This is a genomic window from Bacillus sp. AF62, assembly GCF_050312695.1.
GTDB classification, from domain to species: Bacteria; Bacillota; Bacilli; order Bacillales; family Bacillaceae_G; genus Bacillus_A; species Bacillus_A cereus.
The window spans coordinates 149715-171712 of record NZ_JBNPJZ010000084.1 but is presented as its reverse complement, the minus strand read 5'-3'; the positions used below and the strand labels follow the sequence as shown (position 1 = coordinate 171712).

Here is a 21998-nt window from a genome sequence, read left to right as displayed (position 1 = left end):
ATTTTCAATAAAAGGTGATTCGATGGCAAATGAGCAGGTACTAACAGCTGAACAGGTACTCGAGAAAGCAAGTCAATATTTAGCGGATGAAGATATTGAGCTAGTGGCACGTGCTTATGAATATGCACGTGATGCGCATAGCGAACAATATAGAAAATCGGGTGAACCGTATATTATTCATCCGATTCAAGTTGCAGGTATTTTAGTTGATTTACACATGGATCCAGCTACGGTATCAGCAGGTTTCTTACATGATGTAGTGGAAGATACAGAGATTACGTTAGAAGATATTGAACGGGAATTTAACAAAGAAATTGCTATGCTTGTTGATGGTGTTACAAAGCTTGGGAAGATTAAATATAAATCTCACGAACAACAACAAGCAGAAAACCATCGCAAAATGTTTATTGCAATGGCTCAAGACATTCGAGTTATTTTAATTAAACTAGCTGATCGTCTTCATAACATGCGTACATTGAAACATTTGCCTCAAGAGAAGCAGCGTCGCATAGCGAATGAAACGTTAGAAATCTTTGCACCTTTAGCACATAGACTCGGAATTAGTACTATTAAATGGGAGCTAGAGGATACGTCACTTCGCTATTTAAATCCCCAACAATATTATCGTATTGTAAATTTAATGAAGCGTAAACGTGCAGAACGTGAAGAATACTTAGACGAAGTAATGACTGGTATTCGTGAGAAATTAAAAGAAGTTGCAATTCAACCTGAGATTTCTGGAAGACCGAAACATATTTACAGTATTTATCGTAAAATGGCACTGCAAAATAAGCAGTTCAATGAAATTTACGATTTATTAGCTGTACGTGTCGTTGTAAATAGTATTAAAGATTGTTATGCGGTGCTTGGAATTATTCATACGTGCTGGAAGCCGATGCCAGGTCGTTTTAAAGATTATATTGCAATGCCAAAAGCAAATCTATATCAATCTCTTCATACGACTGTAATTGGACCAAAAGGTGATCCACTTGAAGTGCAAATTCGTACGAAAGAAATGCACGAAATTGCAGAATTCGGGATCGCGGCACACTGGGCGTACAAAGAAGGAAAAACAGCAGAAACAACAGGTACATTAGAGAAGAAACTCACATGGTTCCGTCAAATATTAGAATGGCAAAATGAAGCTTCTAATGCAGAAGAATTTATGGAGTCATTAAAAATTGATTTATTTTCTGACATGGTATTCGTCTTTACACCGAAAGGCGATGTAATGGAATTACCACTTGGATCGGTTCCGATTGATTTCGCGTATCGTGTCCATTCGGAAATTGGGAATAAAACAATTGGTGCAAAAGTAAACGGTAAAATGGTGACGTTGGATTATAAATTAAAAACAGGCGACATCATTGAAATTTTAACGTCGAAACATTCATATGGCCCAAGTCAAGATTGGGTAAAACTTGCTCAAACATCTCATGCAAAAAATAAAATTCGTCAATTCTTTAAGAAACAACGTAGAGACGAAAATATTGAAAAAGGCCGTGAACTTGTTGAAAAGGAAGTACGTGGTCTAGAGTATGAGATGAAAGAAGTATTAGCGCCTGATAACTTAAAACGCGTCGCTGAGAAATTTAACTTTGCAAATGAAGAAGATATGTTTGCAGCAGTTGGATATAGCGGAATTACAGCTTCGCAAATTGTTACGCGACTAACGGACAAGTTCCGCAAACAACGCGAAGAAGAAGAAATTGTTGAAGTTAAAGAAGTTCGTAAACCGATGAAAATTCGAAAATGGGATTCTGGTGTAAAGGTAAGCGGTGCTGATAATTTATTAATCCGTTTATCGAAATGCTGTAACCCAGTTCCAGGCGATGATATCGTTGGATATATTACGAAAGGCCGAGGTGTATCGATTCACCGCCGTGATTGTGTAAACGTTCATACAGAAGAAGCTGTAGAACGTTTATTAGAAGTAGAGTGGGAAGGTAGCCCTGAAAAAGAAATTGAGTATAACGTTGATATTGAAATTTCGGGTTACGATCGCCGTGGTTTATTAAATGAAGTACTGCAAGCTGTTACAGAGACGAAAACGTACATTTCAGCTGTTTCTGGTAGAAGTGACCGTAATAAAATGGCAACAATTAATATGTCAATCTCGATTCGTAACTTACAACACTTGAAAAAAGTAGTAGAACGCATTAAACGCGTTCCAGAAATTTATGCAGTACGACGCATGATGCATTAATAGGGAGTGTAGAAAGATGAGAGTTGTTTTACAACGATCAAAGAAAGCGTCTGTCACAGTAGACGGTGAGATCGTAGGACAAATTCCGTTCGGTTTAACATTACTAGTTGGCATTACACACGAAGATACAGAAAAAGATGCAACTTACATTGCGGAAAAAATTGCAAACTTACGTATTTTTGAAGATGAGAGCGGAAAGATGAATCATTCTGTACTTGATGTAGAAGGACAAGTTCTATCTATTTCGCAATTCACATTATACGGAGATTGCCGCAAGGGCAGACGTCCAAACTTTATGGATGCTGCGAAACCTGACTATGCAGAGCGTTTATACGATTTCTTTAATGAAGAAGTTCGTAAACAAGGATTACATGTGGAAACAGGAAAGTTTGGAGCAATGATGGACGTTTCTTTGATCAATGATGGTCCGGTGACCTTAATTGTAGAAAGTAAATAGTGTTGATAAAAAAGAGAGGGTTATATAATCCTCTCTTTTTTATACATTGTTGTATGTTTTGTTCATTTATTTGGAATCAATAGCAGTTTCGGTTATGTATAACTCTCTCATCAATATGGAACAATAAAAAGTAAAACATCCATATTGAATGTGAGGGATATACGTATGCGTATGAATGAAAAAGGGCATTCTGTTACAAATGGTGCAAATCAACTGTTTAACGTGAATTTTCATGATTTTATTTCAAAAGAGCAAAATAATACTTCAATGGAGCTTGCTTCCGAGTTTGGGATTTCTCTTCAAGATGTAAAGCGTTTAAAGAAGCAGATTGAACGTTCTTAGAGCACTTGACAATCCTACTTAACAAACGTATAGTAATTTTATATTTACATATGAATATAACCGTTGATAGAGAAGAGTAAATGAGATACACATGGAAAGAGAAGGAATGTCTTAGGCTGAAAACATTTCTGCATGATGACTGATTGAATGACACTCTAGAGGTTTCAACTTGAACGGCATATATGCTTAGTAGGGATGAACGCATATTTAAGCGTTATTAAAAAAGTGGAAGCATACGTGCTTCAATTAGGGTGGCACCACGGGTATAATACTCTCGTCCCTACTGTTTAAACAGTAGAGGCGGGAGTTTTTTTATTTTTATTAAGATTAAAACAATTTGAGGAGGAACTGAATATGTCTATTCAAATCCCACGCGGAACGCAAGATATTCTTCCAGGCACTGTTGAGTTATGGCAGTATATCGAAGGGCAAGCACGCGAAATTTGCCGTCGTTACAATTATAAAGAAATTCGTACACCAATTTTTGAGCACACTGAGCTATTTTTACGCGGTGTTGGTGATACGACAGATATCGTACAAAAAGAAATGTACTCATTCCAAGATCGTGGAGAGCGTAGCTTAACATTACGTCCAGAAGGTACTGCACCTGTTGTACGTTCTTACGTTGAAAATAAAATGTTTGGTGATGCAACACAACCAACGAAATTATACTATATCGGTCAAATGTTCCGTTATGAAAGACCACAAGCAGGTCGCTATCGTCAATTCGTACAATTCGGTATCGAAGCAATCGGCAGTAATGACCCTGCAATTGATGCAGAAGTAATTGCACTTGCTGTTGAATTTTACCGCGGCATGGGCTTAAAAAATATTAAAGTTGTATTAAACAGTTTAGGTGACGCAGCGAGTCGTCAAGCACACCGTGATGCATTAATCGCACACTTTGAGCCACGTATCGGCGAATTCTGCTCTGACTGTCAATCTCGCTTAGAAAAGAACCCACTTCGAATTTTAGACTGTAAGAAGGACCGTAACCATGAATTAATGGCAACAGCTCCATCTATTACAGAATACTTAAACGAAGATTCAGCAGTATACTACGACAAAGTACAAGAACTATTAACGATGATGGATGTTCCATTTGAAAAAGATCCGAACTTAGTGCGTGGTTTAGACTACTATCAACATACTGTTTTTGAAATTATGAGTGAGGCAGAAGGTTTCGGTGCGATCACTACATTAAGCGGTGGTGGCCGTTATAACGGACTTGTACAAGAAATCGGTGGACCAGAAATGCCAGGTATCGGTTTTGCAATGAGTATTGAACGTTTAATTATGGCGCTAAAAGCTGAAAACATTGAATTACCACTTGAACATAGCATTGATTGTTACGTTGTAGCGCTTGGTGAAAAAGCGAAAGACCATGCTGCAAAAGTGGCATTCGATCTTCGTAAAGCTGGATTGTCGGTTGAAAAAGATTATTTAGATCGCAAAATGAAAGCACAATTTAAATCAGCAGATCGTCTAAAGGCGAAATTTGTAGCTGTATTAGGAGAAGATGAGCTAGATAAAGGCATCATTAACTTAAAAGATATGGCAACAGGTGAACAAGAAGAAGTAGCTTTAGATGTATTTGCTTCATACGTAGCAGAGAAATTAATATAGGGGGAACTTACAGTGGCTGAAAGAACACATGCATGTGGAAAAGTAACAGTAGAAGCTGTTGGACAAACAGTTCAATTAAAAGGTTGGGTACAAAAACGCCGTGACTTAGGTGGATTAATCTTTATCGATTTACGTGACCGTACAGGTATCGTACAAGTTGTATTTAACCCAGAAACATCAAAAGAAGCGTTAGAAGTAGCAGAAACAATTCGTAGCGAATACGTATTACACATAGAAGGTACAGTTGTTGAACGTGGTGAAGGCGCAATTAATGACAATATGGCAACTGGTCGTATTGAAGTACAAGCAACAAAAGTAAATGTACTAAATGCAGCGAAAACAACACCAATTATCATTGCTGATGATACAGATGCATCAGAAGATGTGCGTTTAAAATATCGTTATTTAGACTTACGTCGTCCTGTAATGTTCAACACATTCAAAATGCGTCACGACGTAACAAAAACAATTCGTAACTTCTTAGATACAGAAGAGTTCTTAGAAGTAGAAACACCAATTTTAACGAAAAGTACGCCAGAAGGAGCTCGTGACTATTTAGTACCAAGTCGTGTACATGACGGTGAATTCTATGCATTACCACAGTCACCACAGTTATTTAAACAGCTTCTTATGGTCGGCGGATTTGAGCGTTACTATCAAGTAGCACGTTGTTTCCGTGACGAAGATTTACGTGCAGATCGTCAACCAGAATTCACGCAAATCGATATTGAAGCTTCATTCTTAACACAAGATGAGATTTTAGAAATGATGGAGCGTATGATGACGAAAGTTATGAAGGATGCAAAAGGTGTAGAAGTTAGTGCACCATTCCCTCGTATGAAATATGCTGATGCAATGGCTCGCTACGGTTCTGATAAGCCAGATACACGCTTTGAAATGGAACTAACAGACTTATCTGAGTTTGCAGCAGGTTGTGGCTTTAAAGTGTTTACAAGTGCTGTAGAAAGCGGCGGACAAGTAAAAGCAATTAATGCAAAAGGTGCTGCAAGTAAATACTCTCGTAAAGACATCGATGCATTAACTGAATTCGTGAAAGTATACGGTGCAAAAGGTCTAGCTTGGCTTAAAGTTGAAGAAGACGGCTTAAAAGGACCGATTGCGAAATTCTTCGGTGAAGAAGATGCAAACGTGTTAATGAGTACATTAGAAGCTACTGCTGGCGACTTATTACTATTCGTAGCAGATAAGAAGAGCGTTGTTGCAGATAGCTTAGGCGCACTTCGTTTACGTCTAGGTAAAGAGCTTGAGTTAATTGACGAAAGTAAATTTAACTTCCTATGGGTAACGGATTGGCCACTTCTTGAGTACGATGAAGATGCAGATCGTTATTTCGCAGCTCACCATCCATTCACAATGCCATTCCGTGAAGACGTTGAGCTACTAGAAACAGCACCAGAAAAAGCACGTGCACAAGCATATGACCTTGTATTAAACGGTTATGAGCTTGGTGGTGGATCACTTCGTATTTATGAGCGTGACGTACAAGAAAAAATGTTCAAAGCACTTGGATTCTCACAAGAAGAAGCGCAAGAGCAATTCGGATTCTTATTAGAAGCATTCGAATACGGTACACCACCACACGGCGGAATCGCATTAGGTTTAGATCGTCTTGTTATGTTACTTGCAGGCCGTACGAACCTTCGTGATACAATTGCATTCCCAAAAACAGCAAGCGCAAGCTGCTTATTAACAGAAGCTCCAAGCCCAGTTGCAGAAGCACAGCTTGAAGAGTTAAACTTAAAATTAAGCTTAAAAGAAGAAAAGTAAGAATAGGGTCTAGATGGTTATACTATAACCATCTAGACTTTTTTAATGGATAATTAAAAGAAGAAACAAAATCCCGGTTTACAATATGTTTTCATTATCGAAATATGTATTTTTAGGAATTCTATAACTTTTTCTATACAAATAGTCGGAAAAACGCTAGAATACATGGTAGACCATTTTTGTAATAGGAGTGTAGAGCTGAATGTTACATCAATTTTCACGTAATGAATTAGCCTTCGGTAAAGAAGGACTTGAAATATTAAAAAATAGTACAGTCGGTATTTTAGGAATTGGCGGCGTAGGTTCATTTTCAGCTGAAGCGTTAGCGCGTTCTGGAGTAGGACGTCTCGTATTAGTTGATAAAGACGTTGTAGATATTACAAACGTAAACCGTCAAATTCACGCTTTAGTATCTACTGTAGGACGTTCAAAAGTAGAATTAATGAAAGAGCGTATTGCAGACATTAATCCGGAATGTGAAGTAATTGGATTAGAAATGTTTTATACAGATGAAACATATGAAGAGTTCTTTAAACACGGTTTAGATTTCGTAGTGGATGCATCTGATACGATTACGTTCAAAATCCATTTAATTAAACAATGTTTACGTCGTAAAATTAAAATTATCTCATGTATGGGTGCAGCAAATAAAATGGACCCAACTCGTTTCCGTATTGCGGACATTTCTAAAACACATACAGATCCAATTGCGAAAGTAATTCGTACGAAGCTTCGTAAAGAGGGTATTAAAAAAGGTGTAAAAGTTGTCTTCTCTGACGAAAACCCAATCGTAATTCGTGAAGAAGTACGTAAAGAAATCGTACCAGACGAGAATGCAAAAATTCGTAAAGCGAAATTACCGCCTTCATCAAATGCATTCGTACCATCTGTGGCAGGCTTAATTATGGCAAGTCACGTTGTACGTGAACGTATTAAAAATGTAGAAGTGAAACGTGTAGGGCAAGAATAAAAGAAAAGCATATATCCATTTTGGATATATGCTTTTTTATATATATTAAAGAAATATGGATATTTGCATCACTACTAGTTCAAATGTAAGTAAGGTTAGTAAGTAATAATCATATTTATCTGATTTATAGGCGGATGTCTTTTTTAGACTGTTAATGGTGAAAAGAGCTAAAGTCAGGACGAGAAGGCCAAGAGTTATTTTGAAGATTATTAATGAAATAGCAACCATCTCCCTTTAAAAGGTATATGTTTATAATAACATTTTAGTAAAAAATATCTAATCCATTTTAGGAGTTTCCTTGTATGACAAGGAGGAATGTTATTGTCAATCTTTGTCGTTAAATCGATATCCTTTGTTGAATCGTTGATATATTGCAAGTTGTGATAGATATATTTGAAAAATCGTTGATATATTGCAAGTTGTGATAGATATATTCGAAAAACCGTTGATATATTGCAAGTTGTGATAGATATATTTGAAAAACCGTTAATATAATTTCATTTACCGACATGTATATATGGTTTATCGAAAACAAACAAGGATGTCACTTAGTCAAAAAAGTGACATCCTTGTTTTTAATTCTCTGCAGAATATATAATATCTAAATTTCCATTTTGATCTGTTTTGAAAATGGGAGCAATATGTTCTTCTTGTTCTTCAACCGAAACAAGTTTTCGAGCGCGATCCATAATTCGAACAAGCATCGCGTAATCTTCTTCGATTGCTTGTTGTTTTTTTGTGAGTACCGCTAATTTCGTTTCAAGTTCATGATTCGTTTTTTGCAGAGAAGTGAGCTGAGCTTGTAATACATCATTTTCAGTTTGCAACTTTGCAAGTGAAGGATTGTTATGTTCTAAATTTTGTAAAAATGAAATGACATTTTGCATTGTAAGATCTTGTTTACTTGGCGTAATATCTTCTGAAAAATCGGCGTCAATTACGAGTTGTTTCGTTTTCGTGAACCGATCTTTTTCTATATTAGCTTCAGAACGTTTTAATTCTTTACGTTGTTTTTTTGCAAGCTGCACCGCATCTTCGTAATTCGGTCTTACTTCAGCATTCCATCTAAAACCACAAGCTGCGGAAGTGCGGTTTAAAGCGTCGCCAACTTCATCAAACGCTTTTATTTGTGTACTTCCGCTGCGAATATGTCGCAAAACAGTTTCTGCTAAAAGGAGATCATCTTCTTTTGTCCATGCATCTTGACGTGTTTTCATAAGCGAAGCCTCCATAATGGTGACGTTTTCGTTTATGTTACCCTTTATTTTTCGTTTTATTCGAAGTTTGTAATCTTTCATAAACAGTAGAAAGTGCTTGCTCAAATTTCCCTGTCGTTTTCGGTTTATAATATTGCTTGTTTTTTATTTTATCAGGTAAGTATTGTTGCCTTACCCAGCCATTTGGATGGTCGTGTGGATATAAATATCCAATGCCTCTTCCGAGTGATTCTGCGCCTTTGTAATGACTATCTTTTAAATGGCTTGGAATGTCACCTGTTTGACCGTTGCGTAAATCGTGTAATGCAGCATCAAGTGCTTTATAAGCTGAATTTGATTTTGGTGATAAGCATAGCTCTATAACGGCATTTGCAAGTGGGATGCGTGCTTCTGGGAATCCAACTCGTTCAGCTGATTCAATTGCAGCTAGTGTACGCGGTCCAGCTTGTGGGCTAGCAAGTCCAATATCTTCATAAGCCATAATAAGAAGGCGTCTGCCAATACTTTGTAAATCACCTGCTTCAATAAGGCGTGCTAAATAATGGAGCGCTGCATTTACATCACTTCCGCGTACTGATTTTTGAAATGCTGATAATACGTCATAATGAGCATCGCCGCCTTTGTCGTGAACGAAGCTCTTCTTTTGTAAGCATTCTTCTGCAATCTCGAGTGTGATTTCAGCCGCTTGATCGTCTGTAGTAAAGCTAGATAATACAGCAAGTTCAAGTGCGTTATAAGCGGAACGCATATCACCACCAGAGGCATTTGCAAAATGATGTAGTGCTTCATCTGTTACCGTTACAGCATATTCTCCAAGGCCTTTTTCTTTATCTTCTAAAGCTCTTTTTAACCCAATTAAAATATCATCTTCTGTTAGTGCGTGTAATTCGAAAATTTGACACCTGCTTCGAATAGCGGAGTTTATTGCATGGAATGGATTACTTGTCGTTGCACCAATTAAAGTAAGAAGTCCGCTTTCTAAGTGAGGTAATAGAAAGTCTTGCTTTGCTTTATCTAGACGGTGAACTTCATCTAAAATTAAAACGAGGTGTCGATGCATCTTTGCTTCTTGTACGACAACTTCCATATCTTTTTTATTGTGAGTAACAGCGTTTAATAGACGAAACGGGGTACCGGTACTTCCTGCAATTGCACTGGCAATGGATGTTTTTCCTGTACCTGGAGGACCGTATAAAATCATAGATTGAAAATGATTTGCTTGGACCATTCGCCATAAAATCTTTCCTTCACCAACTAAATGTTGTTGCCCAATAATTTCTTGAATATTTGTAGGGCGCATTCGATGTGCGAGTGGTTGTTTCATTTAGACCGTCTCCCTTAATATATAATCTCGTTCTATCGTATCATTTTTTTCTACGAAATTTGAAATAGGATACTGTTTTATGGGAAAATGAAGATGAATATTTTCATTTTTCTTTCAATTGTAATAATTTCCGAGTTTTTCAATGTGATTTTATGTTATCATTTTGATACACAAGTTGAAATTTCTTATAATACTATATTATGCTATAATTTCATAGGATTTTAAATTGTGTTCTTTTTATAAATAAGATATAACCAATAGAAGTGAAAATTTGAAAAGAGGTGCAAAATAGATGAAGATTTCAACAAAAGGCCGCTATGGCTTAACAATTATGATTGATCTTGCAAAAAAGTTTGGTGAAGGTCCAATTTCATTAAAATCAATTGCGCAGGCGCATGACTTATCCGAGCATTACTTAGAGCAATTAATTTCACCACTTCGTAACGCTCGTCTTGTAAAGAGTACGCGCGGGGCATATGGCGGATATGTATTATCTGATCAACCGGCTAACATTACAGCTGGGGATGTAATCCGTGTATTAGAGGGACCGATTAGTGTTGTAGAAATGATAGAAGAAGAAGAGCCAGCACAGCGCCAGTTATGGATGCGTGTTCGTGATGCCGTGCAAGAAGTGTTAGATAGTACAACGTTAGAAGATTTAGTACGTTATGAGGAAGAAAATCACGGGGGCTATATGTTTTACATTTAATTCCTTGTGAAACGATTTGGAAAGAAGGAGATTTAATGGAACGCATTTACTTAGATCATGCTGCGACATCTCCGACTCACCCAGAAGTGGTCGAAAAGATGATTCCATATATGACAGAAATATTCGGGAACCCGTCTAGTATTCACTTTTATGGACGTCAAACTCGTCACACAGTAGATGAGGCGAGACGAGTGTGTGCACGCAGCATTCATGCGAATCCGAATGAAATTATATTTACGAGTGGTGGTACAGAAGCTGATAATTTAGCGCTTATAGGTGTAGCACGTGCGAACCGTCATAAAGGTAACCACATAATAACGACGCAAATTGAACATCATGCGATTTTGCATACGTGCGAATTGTTAGAGCGTGAAGGGTTTGAAGTGACATATTTACCTGTCGATGAAACAGGACGCATTCAAGTTTCTGACATACAAAAGGCATTAACAGAAGAGACGATTCTTGTATCTGTTATGTTTGGGAATAATGAAGTAGGGACAATGCAACCAATTGTGGAAATAGGAAAGTTGCTAAAAGAGCATCAAGCTTATTTCCATACAGATGCGGTACAAGCTTACGGTTTAGTAGAAATTGACGTGAAAGAGTTTGGTATTGATTTATTATCAATTTCAGCTCATAAAATTAATGGGCCAAAAGGTGTAGGGTTCTTATTCGCTGGTGCAAATGTGAAATTTGAGCCGTTATTAATAGGTGGAGAGCAAGAAAGAAAACGCCGTGCTGGTACGGAAAATGTGCCTAGTATTGCTGGGCTTCAGCATGCAATTCTTATAGCTGAAAAAACTCGTGAGCAAAAAAATGCCCAATATGAAGAGTTTAAAGATATAATGGTATCTGTCTTCAAAAATGAAGGCATTACTTTCGAGGTAAACGGAAACTTAGAACATCGCTTACCGCATGTACTTAATGTAAGTTTTACAGGAATGAACATTGAACCGTTTCTTGTGAACTTAGACCTAGCTGGCATTGCAGTATCAAGTGGTTCTGCTTGTACAGCTGGTTCGATTGATCCATCACATGTATTAGTAGCGATGTTTGGAAAAGATTCCGATCAAATACGTTCATCCGTACGCTTTAGTTTTGGACTTGGAAATACGAAAGAGCAAATTGAAAAAGCGGCGTACGAAACAGTGAAAATCGTGAAGCGATTAACACAAAATTAGCATGGGAGGTGACATGATGAACAAACTACCTCACGAAACACGCGTTGTCATCGGAATGTCCGGTGGCGTCGATTCATCTGTAGCAGCACTTTTATTAAAAGAGCAAGGTTATGATGTAATCGGAATTTTTATGAAAAACTGGGATGATACAGATGAGAATGGTGTCTGCACAGCAACAGAAGATTACAATGATGTAATTGAAGTGTGTAACCAAATTGGTATTCCGTATTATGCAGTAAACTTTGAAAAACAATACTGGGATAAAGTATTTACGTACTTCTTAGATGAGTACCGAGCTGGTCGTACACCAAACCCAGATGTAATGTGTAATAAAGAAATTAAATTTAAAGCATTTTTAGAGCATGCAATTGCGCTTGGTGCCGATTATGTAGCAACAGGTCATTATGCACGCGTTGCTTATATGGACGGCGAATATAAAATGCTTCGCGGCGTTGATGACAATAAAGATCAAACATACTTCTTAAATCAATTAAGCCAAGAGCAATTATCAAAAACAATGTTCCCGTTAGGTGAACTGAAGAAACCACAAATTCGTGAAATGGCGAAAGAAGCTGGCTTAGCGACAGCGGCGAAAAAAGATAGTACAGGTATTTGCTTCATTGGTGAGCGTAACTTTAAAGATTTCTTAAGTAACTACTTACCAGCACAACCAGGTGTAATGCAAACATTATCTGGTGAAGTGAAAGGGAAGCATGACGGTTTAATGTATTATACAATTGGACAACGTCATGGTCTTGGAATTGGTGGTAATGGTGATCCATGGTTTGCTGTTGGAAAAAATCTAAAAGAAAACATTTTATATGTTGATCAAGGATTCCATAACGAACTTCTATATGGTGATGAAGTTATTGCTACGAATGTAGGATGGGTAAGTAACAAAGAAAAAGAAACAGAATTTAAGTGCACGGCGAAATTCCGTTATCGTCAAGAAGACAATAAAGTAACGGTTCAAATCGTTGATGAAAATACAGTTCGTATTCTTTGTGATGAGCCAATTCGTGCAATTACACCAGGACAAGCAGTCGTTTTCTATGATGGAGATGAGTGCTTAGGCGGTGCTACAATTGATGAAGTATACCGTAGTGGTAAGAAATTGGATTATTTAGGATAAATGAGAAGCCTCTGCCGATTAGCGGTTAGAGGTTTCTTTTACATAAAGCGAATTTTCGTTCGCTTGGAAAATACATTCTTTGTTATAATTTGTTGTAGAGGTGAAGGACATGTCAAACAAACTTGAAACAGGTATTCAATATATGCAAGAAGGAAATTGGGAAGAAGCGGCTAAAAATTTTACAGAAGCAATTGAAGAAAATCCGAAAGATGCGCTTGGATACATTAATTTTGCAAATTTATTAGACGTATTAGGTGATAGTGAGCGAGCGATTTTATTTTATAAACGTGCATTAGAGTTAGATGATAAATCTGCAGCTGCTTATTATGGCTTAGGCAACGTATATTATGGCCAAGAGCAATTTACTGAGGCGAAAGCTGTATTCGAACAAGCAATGCAAGCTGGATTACAATCAGCTGATGTAACATTTATGTTAGGTATTACACATGTACAGCTTGGAAATGATCGTCTTGCACTACCATTCTTACAAAGAGCAACAGAATTAGATGAAAACGATGTAGAAGCTGTATTCCAGTGCGGACTTTGCTTTGCGCGACTAGAACATATTCAAGAGGCGAAACCTTATTTTGAAAAGGTATTAGAAATGGATGAAGAGCATGCAGATGCGTATTACAATTTAGGTGTTGCTTACGTATTTGAAGAAAATAACGAGAAAGCTCTCGCTTTATTTAAGAAAGCAACTGAAATTCAGCCAGATCACTTTTTAGCTGGTAATGGCGTTCGTTTATTAGAGCAAGAAGCTGAATAAGATAAAAATATAGTTTAATGGGTAGTTATCCCTCATCTAAAAAGGTGGGGGATGTACTGCTCATTAAAGTGAAAATATCGGAAAGGAGAGGAAAGATGGGAAATCAACATGCAATGGATTTGTTTGAGGAAGAGAAAAAATTTATAAAAGCGCAAGTTCTTCATACCATTTTCCACAACGAAGAAAACCTCTATTCCGTTGTCAGTATGAAAGTCATTGAAACGAATGAAACGTATGACGAAAAGAAAGTAATGATAAACGGTCATTTTCCCCGCATGCATGAAGATGAAGTGTTTACATTGACAGGTCACTTTAAGGACCATCCAAAGTATGGAAAACAATATATGGTTGAAACATTTAAAAAAGAATTGCCGCAAACAAAAGCAGGTATGGTGCAATATTTAGCGAGTGATTTATTTAAAGGGATAGGAAAGCGTACAGCCGAAAAAATTGTGGATCATCTCGGGGAACATGCTATTTCTAAAATTATGGATGACCCTGAGGCGTTAAATGGTGTTGTTAACAAACAAAAGGCCCAGGAAATATATGAGACAATTGTTGAACATCAAGGATTAGAAAAAGTAATGAGCTTTTTAAATGGTTACGGTTTTGGAACGAAACTTTCTATTAAGATTTACCAGCAATATAAAGAGATGACATTAGAAGTGATTCGTAATAATCCGTATCAACTTATTGAAGAAGTGGACGGGATTGGTTTTGGACGAGCGGATGATATAGGGCGTGCGTTAGGGATATCGGGTAATCACGACGACCGTGTACGAGCGGGATGTTTTTACACATTAGAGAATGTCTCATTGCAACTTGGTCACGTTTATATGAGGAAAGATCAACTTGTAAGAGAAACGATGTCACTTTTAAACAATCAAGAAGGAAGAGTGACTGAAGAAGATATTATAGGTTGTATTGAAACGATGCAAAGTGAAGGGAAAGTCATCATAGAAGAAGAACGAGTGTATTTAGCAACTTTATTCTACTCTGAAAAAGGTGTTGTAAAGTCTATTCGTCGATTGATGAATCAAGAGGAAACACCTTCATTTCCTGAAGCAGAAGTGTTAAAAACATTAGGTGAAATTGAAGAACAGTTGAATGTACAATATGCACCGTTTCAGCAAGAAGCAATTCAAACGGCACTTCATAAACCGATGATGTTATTGACAGGTGGACCAGGAACAGGGAAAACAACAGTTATTAAAGGGATTGTTGAAATGTATGCGTCACTTCACGGGTTATCGTTAAATCCGAATGAATACAGTGATGATAATCCATTTCCAATACTATTAACAGCTCCAACAGGAAGAGCAGCGAAGCGGATGAGTGAATCGACAGGACTTCCAGCTTGCACAATTCACCGTTTGCTTGGCTGGACGCCAGAAGGATCTTTCCAGCGTAATGAAACGGATCCTGTCCAAGGTAAGCTCCTTATTATCGATGAATTTTCAATGGTTGATATTTGGCTCGCAAATCAGCTATTTAAGTCGCTACCAACGAATATTCAAGTTATCGTTGTAGGTGATGAAGATCAGTTGCCATCTGTAGGACCTGGACAAGTATTAAAAGATTTATTAAATGCAGGTGCAGTTCCGACAGTGAAGCTTACTGAAATTTATCGTCAAGCAGAAGGCTCATCTGTTATTCAACTTGCCCATGCGATCAAAGACGGCACACTCCCGCCAGATTTAGCGCAAAATAAAAAAGATCGTTCGTTTATCAGCTGTACAGGGGCTCAAATTGTTGAGGTTGTGAAAAAAGTTTGCGAAAACGCTAAAACAAAAGGCTTTAGTGCAAGGGATGTTCAAGTATTAGCACCGATGTACCGCGGGCCTGCTGGTATTAATGTATTAAACGAAGCGCTGCAACAAGTTTTTAACCCGAAAAGGGAAAAGAGTAAAGAAATCCAGTACGGTGATGTTGTATACCGAAGAGGCGATAAAGTACTGCAACTTGTTAATCAGCCGGAGAGCCAAGTGTTTAATGGTGATATCGGAGAAATTGTTTCGGTGTTTTATGCGAAAGAAAACGTTGAGCAACAAGATATGATTATCGTTTCATTTGATGGAATTGAGGTAACGTATACGAAGCCGGATTTAAATCAAATTACACATGCATATTGTTGTTCCATTCATAAATCACAAGGTAGTGAATTTCCGATTGTTATTATGCCGATTGTGAAAAGTTACAACCGTATGTTACGCCGTAATTTAATTTACACGGGCATTACAAGAAGTAAGAAGTTCCTTATTATTTGCGGGGAGGAAGTAGCTTTCCAATCTGGTGTAAATCGCCTTGATGATGCAATGCGTCAAACAACTTTAGCTAGTCGCTTGCAGGAATCACAAGGAGAAGTGCAGATGGTCACAGTTAATGGCGAAGAAATGGACGTGGAAAACATTTCACCGTATGATTTCATGTAACAAGGTGAAATTATATAGTGAAACTTTCAAACGCATAGCGTTGAAAGGCTCCAGCAATGTATAAATGAATGCGGTTTGGACATAATGGCGAATAGAATCTGGGAGACTGTAAGGAGATGAAAGCCATATGTTCATTTGTCCAAATTGCAAAGGGAAAGACATTGGGAAAATAGGTGTCAACCAATTTTATTGCTGGAATTGTTATATCGAATTATCGGTTTCAAAGGGGAAAATCCATACGCATCAAGTTGAGGAAGATGGTTCATTAAGCTCTCTTGATGATTTATTTGATGAGAATGAAAGAACGATCGGATAACGAAAAGGGGGATTTACTTTGAATCTACGCAATTCATTAATCGCATTAGGTGTTGGAGCTGCAGCATATCAATATGCTCGTAAGCAAGATGTATTTTCAAAACGCAATATGAAAAAAGCACGTAAGATGATTAAGTCTTACTTATAATCATTTCGATAAAGTGAAAAACTCCCTTATAGACAAGGGAGTTTTTTTATGCACTCATATGCAAATAAAAAAGTCCAATTTCTGAGAAAAGATAAGATAGACCGTAACAGCCAACGCCAAGTATTCCATACTGCCATAATTGCTTCGCTTTTTCTTTACGTGAGGAACGAATAAAGAACCCCTTCCAAATACCAAAGCCGATACAAATCCATTCAAGAATCATAAAAAGTGCTGATAATCCAAGCATAAACAAAACCATAATTAGCCCTCCTGATTACATTATTTCATGCTGTATTCTCAGGGGTGGTTGTCCTTGTTATGTTATTTATATGTACGTCTTTAAAAAACAGTATGGTCCGTATGAAAAGATTTTAAAAGTTTCACACATAACCTAACCCATTTATTTTCAAAATAAAGGTGGAGGAGGTTTTTCATGTGAAGAATCTTAAAATCATTTGGATATATCGTTTAGGATTATTGTTACTTGTTTTTCTTTGTTTGCTCGTCTTTTTAAAAATTAAGCCACTATGGGCACCGATTATTTTTGTATTTAAAGTAGCAATTACGCCGTTTCTTATCGCCTGTTTTATTGCGTATTTATTGCACCCTTTAATTGAAAAAATTCATAAGGAAGGGATGCCCCGTACACTTGCCATTTTGCTCATTTATATTCTTTTCTTTGGCGGAATTGGTTATGGGATTTATAAAGGAACACCAGTCGTTATTAAACAGTTACAAGAGATTAATGAACAATTTCCGCAGTTTACAAAGATGTACGATTCGTGGATGGATGGCGTTACAGAACAAACAGCGAATTTCCCTTCGTTCATTCATGAAAAGGTGAAACAACTTTTTGTGGGTGTGGAAACGAAGATTCAAGCGCTTTTAAATAAAGTGATGAGTACAGCTCGTGGTGTACTCGATTCATTGCTCATTATTTTCTTAATACCGTTCATTGTATTTTACATATTAAAAGATTATGGTGAGTTTTATCATGTCTTTTGGAAACTAGTCCCAAGTAAATGGCGAGGTACGGGGCAAATGCTTGCGAAAGAAATTGATAAGTCACTTGGAAGTTATATTCGAGGACAGTTATTTGTTTGTTTAGTATTAGGGGGAGTATCAGCTCTTTCTTTTTGGTTTATCGGTATGAAATATCCATTATTGCTTGGCATTATTATTGGGGTAACGGATATAATCCCGTACTTTGGTCCTATTTTAGGAGCGATCCCGACGTTAATGATTGCAGCAACAGTATCAACGAGTTTACTTATTAAGGCGGGGATTACGATTGCTATTTTGCAATTTGTGGAAAGTAACATTTTATCGCCTTACATTGTTGGTAAGTCACTTCGTATGCATCCTGTTATTATTATGCTTGCATTACTAGTTGGGGGGGAAGTAGCTGGTATTGTAGGGTTACTAATATCGGTTCCGATTTTAGCAGTTATTCGTACTGTCATTGTTCATGTGAGACCTCTCTTGAAAAAAGAAAATGTGTAAGTATAGAAGCCCTCTATGTAAGAAATAGAGGGCTAATCATATATTTATTTAGAAAGCTGCTCGTGTATCTTTTGAACGAGGGAGCTCACATCATTTGTTTGAATATGTTTTATTTTTTTCCATTCGTTATCATACATAAATACAATTTGATTGTTGAAAAGACGCTTTTGTTCTTTTAGATTAGAAATTTTTGCGAAAGAGTACTCTTCAAATATTGGATTCTTACTTACATCTGGCCCGTAAAAGAATAGCCTTTTGTTCGTTAAAATTAGCAATCCTGGCCTTGCGACGGAACGATAAATAAATATGTCTAATGAACATGCTGTGTAAAATAATATCGTTTCGTCAGTCGCTAATATGTTTTTAGCTTTGTTAAGTAAGGTTGTCATTGTGATCGCTCCTTTATTTTATTAACAATAATTTAATTGTAGCAAAAAAAGTAATATTTAGAAATTTTTATAAATAATTATTGTAAGGAGATTCCAATTTATTAATAAACGCATAATATATGAAAAGGCTGTTAAGAATGAATAGTAGAATACCTATGATTAATAAGCGATTAATACAATATAAATGATTATCTACATTGACAAACTTAAGAGAATTCTATTATATTTAGTCATATAATACATTAAATCAATGACGGAACAAGTACGTTACAGTCCATTTATAGAGAGAAGCTTCCATATGGCTGAAAGAAGCTTTAAATGAAGGGTAACAGAAAGCTAATCCTGAGAGCAGCTAATCACTGCCGTCTTGCCACGTTACGGCACCATGAGGTGATGAATTGATTGTTATTGTAATCAATTCATAATTAGGGTGGTATCGCGAGTTAACTCTCGTCCCTTTTATAGGGACGGGAGTTTTTTATATTTAAGGAGGAAAATACAATGAAACAACTAACAGGCGCACAAATTCGTCAAATGTTTTTAGACTTTTTCCAAGAAAAAGGACATGCAGTAGAACCTAGTGCATCACTAGTTCCACATGAAGATCCATCTCTTCTGTGGATTAATAGTGGTGTAGCTACATTAAAAAAATATTTTGATGGACGTGTAATCCCACAAAATCCACGTATTACAAATGCTCAAAAATCAATTCGTACAAACGATATTGAAAACGTAGGGAAAACAGCTCGTCACCATACATTCTTTGAAATGTTAGGAAACTTCTCAATCGGTGATTACTTCAAAGAAGAAGCAATTACATGGGCTTGGGAATTCTTAACGAGCGACAAATGGATCGGATTCAATAAAGAATTACTATCAGTTACAATCCATCCAGAAGATGAAGAAGCATTCACAATTTGGAATGAGAAAATGGGCGTTCCAAAAGAGCGTATTATCCGCTTAGAAGAAAACTTCTGGGATATCGGTGAAGGACCAAGTGGACCGAATACAGAGATTTTCTATGACCGCGGAGAAGCTTACGGTAATGACTTTAGTGACCCAGAATTATATCCAGGCGGAGAAAACGAGCGTTACTTAGAAGTATGGAACCTTGTATTCTCTCAATTTAATCATAATCCAGATGGTTCATATACACCACTTCCTAAGAAAAATATTGATACAGGGATGGGTCTAGAACGTATGACATCTATCGTTCAAGATGTGCCTACGAACTTTGATACAGATCTATTCATGCCGATGATTGGTGCAACAGAATCAATTTCTGGTGAGAAATATCGTAATGGCGATTTAGAAAAAGATATGGCGTTTAAAGTAATTGCTGACCATATCCGTACAGTAACATTTGCTGTTGGTGACGGTGCTCTTCCTTCTAACGAAGGCCGTGGTTATGTATTACGTCGTTTATTACGCCGCGCTGTTCGTTATTCGAAGAAATTAAACATTAACCGTCCATTCATGTTTGAATTAGTACCGGTTGTTGGAGAAGTAATGAAAGACTTCTATCCAGAAGTACTTGAAAAGCAAGATTTCATTGCGAAAGTTGTGAAAAACGAAGAAGAGCGTTTCCATGAAACACTTCATGATGGTGAAGCAATTTTAGCTGAAGTTATTACAAAAGCAAAAGAAGAAAAAACAACTGTTATTTCTGGAGTAGATGCGTTCCGTCTATATGACACATACGGTTTCCCAATCGAATTAACAGAAGAATATGCAGAAGAAGCTGGTATGACAGTTGACCAAGAAGGCTTCGAAAATGAAATGGAAAAACAACGTGAGCGTGCACGTGCTGCTCGTCAAGACGTTGATTCAATGCAAGTTCAAGGCGGTGTACTTGGAGAAGTTAAAGTAGCGAGTGAGTTCGTTGGTTACGGTACAGTTGCAACAGAAAGTAACGTTGTTGCACTTGTGAAAAACGGCGAATACACAGACAGCTTACAAGCTGGTGAAGAAGGACAATTAATGCTTGATGTAACACCATTCTATGCTGAGAGCGGTGGACAAATTGCAGACCGTGGTTACCTTCTTGCTGATGGCGTGAAAGTTCTTGTAAAAGACGTGCAAAAAGCACCAAATGGTCAAAACTTACACAAAGTTGTTGTTGAAGAAGGTACATTAACGAAAGATGCGGCTGTGAAAGCTATTATCGATACGAAAAACCGTAGTAGCGTTGTGAAAAATCATACAGCAACTCATTTACTACACCAAGCATTAAAAGATGTACTTGGAACACACGTTAACCAAGCAGGTTCTCTTGTAACTTCTGAGCGTTTACGCTTTGACTTCTCTCACTTCGGTCAAGTACAAGCTGACGAATTAGAAAAAATTGAGCGTATGGTAAACGAGAAAATTTGGGAAAGTATTGATGTTGAGATTTCTCAAAAAGCAATCGAAGAAGCGAAAGAAATGGGTGCAATGGCATTATTCGGTGAAAAATACGGTGATGTTGTACGCGTTGTACAAGTTGGCGATTACAGCTTAGAGCTTTGTGGTGGTTGTCACGTTGATAATACAGCTTCTATCGGTATTTTCAAAATCGTTGCTGAGTCTGGTATCGGTGCAGGAACTCGTCGTATTGAAGCAGTAACTGGTAAGTCTGCATACGAATTAATGAACGATCAAGTAGGTTTATTAAAAGAAGCAGCAGGAAAAATGAAAACAAATCCGAAAGATATCTTAACAAGAGTTGATGGTCTATTTGCTGAAGTAAAACAACTTCAAAAAGAAAACGAATCTCTTGCTGCGAAATTAAGCAATATCGAAGCTGGAAACTTAACTGATTCTGTAATGACAGTTGATGGCGTAAATGTATTAGCAGCGAAAGTAAATGTTGCAGATATGAATAACTTACGTACGATGATGGATGATCTAAAAAATAAATTAGAGTCAGCAGTTGTTGTATTAGCGTCTGTTAATGACGATAAAGTAAACATCCTAGCAGGTGTAACGAAAGACTTAATTGGCCAAGGTTACCATGCTGGTAAACTTGTGAAAGAAGTAGCTTCTCGTTGCGGCGGTGGCGGTGGTGGCCGTCCTGATATGGCACAAGCAGGCGGTAAAAACCCAGCTCAAGTCGAAGAAGCTTTAGCATTTGTACAAGAGTACGTTAAATCTGTTTCAAAATAAAGAGATAGTAGTGTACAATGGTAGGGAGAGGAGAAGTTCTTCTCCCTATACTTACTATATAAGTGAGGTGCTTGAAATGGACGGTTTTGATAAAACAATGAAGTTTAGCATTCAAGATGAAAAACAGAGTGTCCATGTAAATGATGTACTTTTAACTGTGTATGATGCACTTCAAGAAAAAGGCTATAATCCGATTAACCAAATCGTCGGTTATTTATTAAGTGGAGACCCAGCATATATACCTCGCCATAAAGATGCACGTAGCATCGTTCGCAAGCTTGAACGTGATGAGATTATTGAAGAGCTTGTGAAGTCTTACTTGAAACATCATCGTGAGGAGTAGTTT

General features: G+C 37.2%; 20 protein-coding genes and 2 other annotated features. Of the genes, 16 read left to right on the top strand and 4 right to left on the bottom strand.

Annotated features, from left to right (window positions below):
• The first annotated feature begins 22 nt into the window (after positions 1–22).
• From relA to ACQRBL_RS21920, 6 genes are all read left to right on the top strand, one after another.
• On the top strand, positions 23–2206 hold the full coding sequence (gene relA, locus ACQRBL_RS21945; protein ID WP_001262795.1) for a GTP diphosphokinase: 2184 nt from the start codon (positions 23–25) through the stop codon (positions 2204–2206).
• 16 nt (positions 2207–2222) lie between these two features.
• Complete coding sequence (locus ACQRBL_RS21940) at positions 2223–2663, top strand: D-tyrosyl-tRNA(Tyr) deacylase (protein ID WP_001266965.1); 441 nt, start codon at positions 2223–2225, stop codon at positions 2661–2663.
• 165 nt (positions 2664–2828) lie between these two features.
• Entirely contained in the window at positions 2829–3005 is a 177-nt protein-coding gene (locus ACQRBL_RS21935) for a hypothetical protein (protein ID WP_001242605.1), read from the top strand.
• Between the two features lie 54 nt (positions 3006–3059).
• Positions 3060–3290 (top strand) — a binding site (T-box leader).
• A 69-nt stretch (positions 3291–3359) separates the two neighbouring features.
• Positions 3360–4631, top strand: coding sequence for a histidine--tRNA ligase (gene hisS, locus ACQRBL_RS21930; RefSeq protein ID WP_000027079.1), 1272 nt, complete (start codon positions 3360–3362; stop codon positions 4629–4631).
• 12 nt (positions 4632–4643) lie between these two features.
• Positions 4644–6419, top strand: a complete 1776-nt coding sequence (aspS, locus tag ACQRBL_RS21925) for an aspartate--tRNA ligase (RefSeq protein WP_000840885.1) — start codon at positions 4644–4646, stop codon at positions 6417–6419.
• Between the two features lie 202 nt (positions 6420–6621).
• Positions 6622–7389, top strand: a complete 768-nt coding sequence (locus ACQRBL_RS21920) for a tRNA threonylcarbamoyladenosine dehydratase (protein ID WP_000903182.1) — start codon at positions 6622–6624, stop codon at positions 7387–7389.
• A 575-nt stretch (positions 7390–7964) separates the two neighbouring features.
• On the opposite strand, the gene ACQRBL_RS21915 is transcribed toward ACQRBL_RS21920, so the two are convergent.
• Both ACQRBL_RS21915 and ACQRBL_RS21910 read right to left on the bottom strand, forming a co-directional pair.
• Positions 7965–8606 (bottom strand): RsfA family transcriptional regulator, encoded by a 642-nt coding sequence (locus ACQRBL_RS21915; RefSeq protein WP_000857708.1) that lies wholly within the window; start codon positions 8604–8606, stop codon positions 7965–7967.
• 37 nt (positions 8607–8643) lie between these two features.
• Positions 8644–9930, bottom strand: coding sequence for a replication-associated recombination protein A (locus ACQRBL_RS21910; protein WP_000812919.1), 1287 nt, complete (start codon positions 9928–9930; stop codon positions 8644–8646).
• Positions 9931–10222: 292 nt separating this feature from the next.
• Between ACQRBL_RS21910 and cymR the strand changes: the two genes are divergently transcribed.
• The 7 genes from cymR (at position 10223) to ACQRBL_RS21875 (ending at position 16616) form a co-directional block, all read left to right on the top strand.
• The gene (cymR, locus tag ACQRBL_RS21905; RefSeq protein WP_000704116.1) at positions 10223–10639 is read left to right on the top strand and encodes a cysteine metabolism transcriptional regulator CymR; all 417 of its coding nucleotides are present in this window, start codon (positions 10223–10225) and stop codon (positions 10637–10639) included.
• 35 nt (positions 10640–10674) lie between these two features.
• Positions 10675–11820 (top strand): cysteine desulfurase family protein, encoded by a 1146-nt coding sequence (locus ACQRBL_RS21900; RefSeq protein WP_000439889.1) that lies wholly within the window; start codon positions 10675–10677, stop codon positions 11818–11820.
• A 16-nt stretch (positions 11821–11836) separates the two neighbouring features.
• On the top strand, positions 11837–12952 hold the full coding sequence (gene mnmA, locus ACQRBL_RS21895) for a tRNA 2-thiouridine(34) synthase MnmA (protein WP_001038010.1): 1116 nt from the start codon (positions 11837–11839) through the stop codon (positions 12950–12952).
• A gap of 109 nt (positions 12953–13061) precedes the next feature.
• Positions 13062–13721, top strand: coding sequence for a tetratricopeptide repeat protein (locus ACQRBL_RS21890; RefSeq protein ID WP_000066406.1), 660 nt, complete (start codon positions 13062–13064; stop codon positions 13719–13721).
• A gap of 95 nt (positions 13722–13816) precedes the next feature.
• Complete coding sequence (gene recD2, locus ACQRBL_RS21885; protein WP_000528080.1) at positions 13817–16153, top strand: SF1B family DNA helicase RecD2; 2337 nt, start codon at positions 13817–13819, stop codon at positions 16151–16153.
• Between the two features lie 127 nt (positions 16154–16280).
• On the top strand, positions 16281–16469 hold the full coding sequence (locus ACQRBL_RS21880; RefSeq protein WP_000469281.1) for a hypothetical protein: 189 nt from the start codon (positions 16281–16283) through the stop codon (positions 16467–16469).
• An 18-nt stretch (positions 16470–16487) separates the two neighbouring features.
• Positions 16488–16616 (top strand): YrzQ family protein, encoded by a 129-nt coding sequence (locus tag ACQRBL_RS21875; protein ID WP_001053553.1) that lies wholly within the window; start codon positions 16488–16490, stop codon positions 16614–16616.
• A gap of 46 nt (positions 16617–16662) precedes the next feature.
• On the opposite strand, the gene ACQRBL_RS21870 is transcribed toward ACQRBL_RS21875, so the two are convergent.
• Positions 16663–16875, bottom strand: coding sequence for a hypothetical protein (locus ACQRBL_RS21870; RefSeq protein ID WP_000242539.1), 213 nt, complete (start codon positions 16873–16875; stop codon positions 16663–16665).
• Positions 16876–17051: 176 nt separating this feature from the next.
• Here ACQRBL_RS21870 and ACQRBL_RS21865 point away from each other — a divergent pair, with 176 nt between their 5' ends.
• Positions 17052–18119, top strand: a complete 1068-nt coding sequence (locus tag ACQRBL_RS21865) for an AI-2E family transporter (RefSeq protein WP_097984412.1) — start codon at positions 17052–17054, stop codon at positions 18117–18119.
• 44 nt (positions 18120–18163) lie between these two features.
• On the opposite strand, the gene ACQRBL_RS21860 is transcribed toward ACQRBL_RS21865, so the two are convergent.
• A complete protein-coding gene (locus ACQRBL_RS21860) occupies positions 18164–18508 on the bottom strand; it encodes a PH domain-containing protein (RefSeq protein WP_023523089.1) in 345 nt (114 codons plus the stop codon).
• A 241-nt stretch (positions 18509–18749) separates the two neighbouring features.
• Positions 18750–18969, top strand: a binding site (T-box leader).
• 40 nt (positions 18970–19009) lie between these two features.
• On the opposite strand from ACQRBL_RS21860, the gene alaS reads away from it, so the two are divergent.
• Positions 19010–21652, top strand: coding sequence for an alanine--tRNA ligase (alaS, locus tag ACQRBL_RS21855; RefSeq protein WP_065485334.1), 2643 nt, complete (start codon positions 19010–19012; stop codon positions 21650–21652).
• 76 nt (positions 21653–21728) lie between these two features.
• Positions 21729–21995 (top strand): IreB family regulatory phosphoprotein, encoded by a 267-nt coding sequence (locus ACQRBL_RS21850; protein ID WP_000348591.1) that lies wholly within the window; start codon positions 21729–21731, stop codon positions 21993–21995.
• Positions 21996–21998 lie beyond the last annotated feature (3 nt).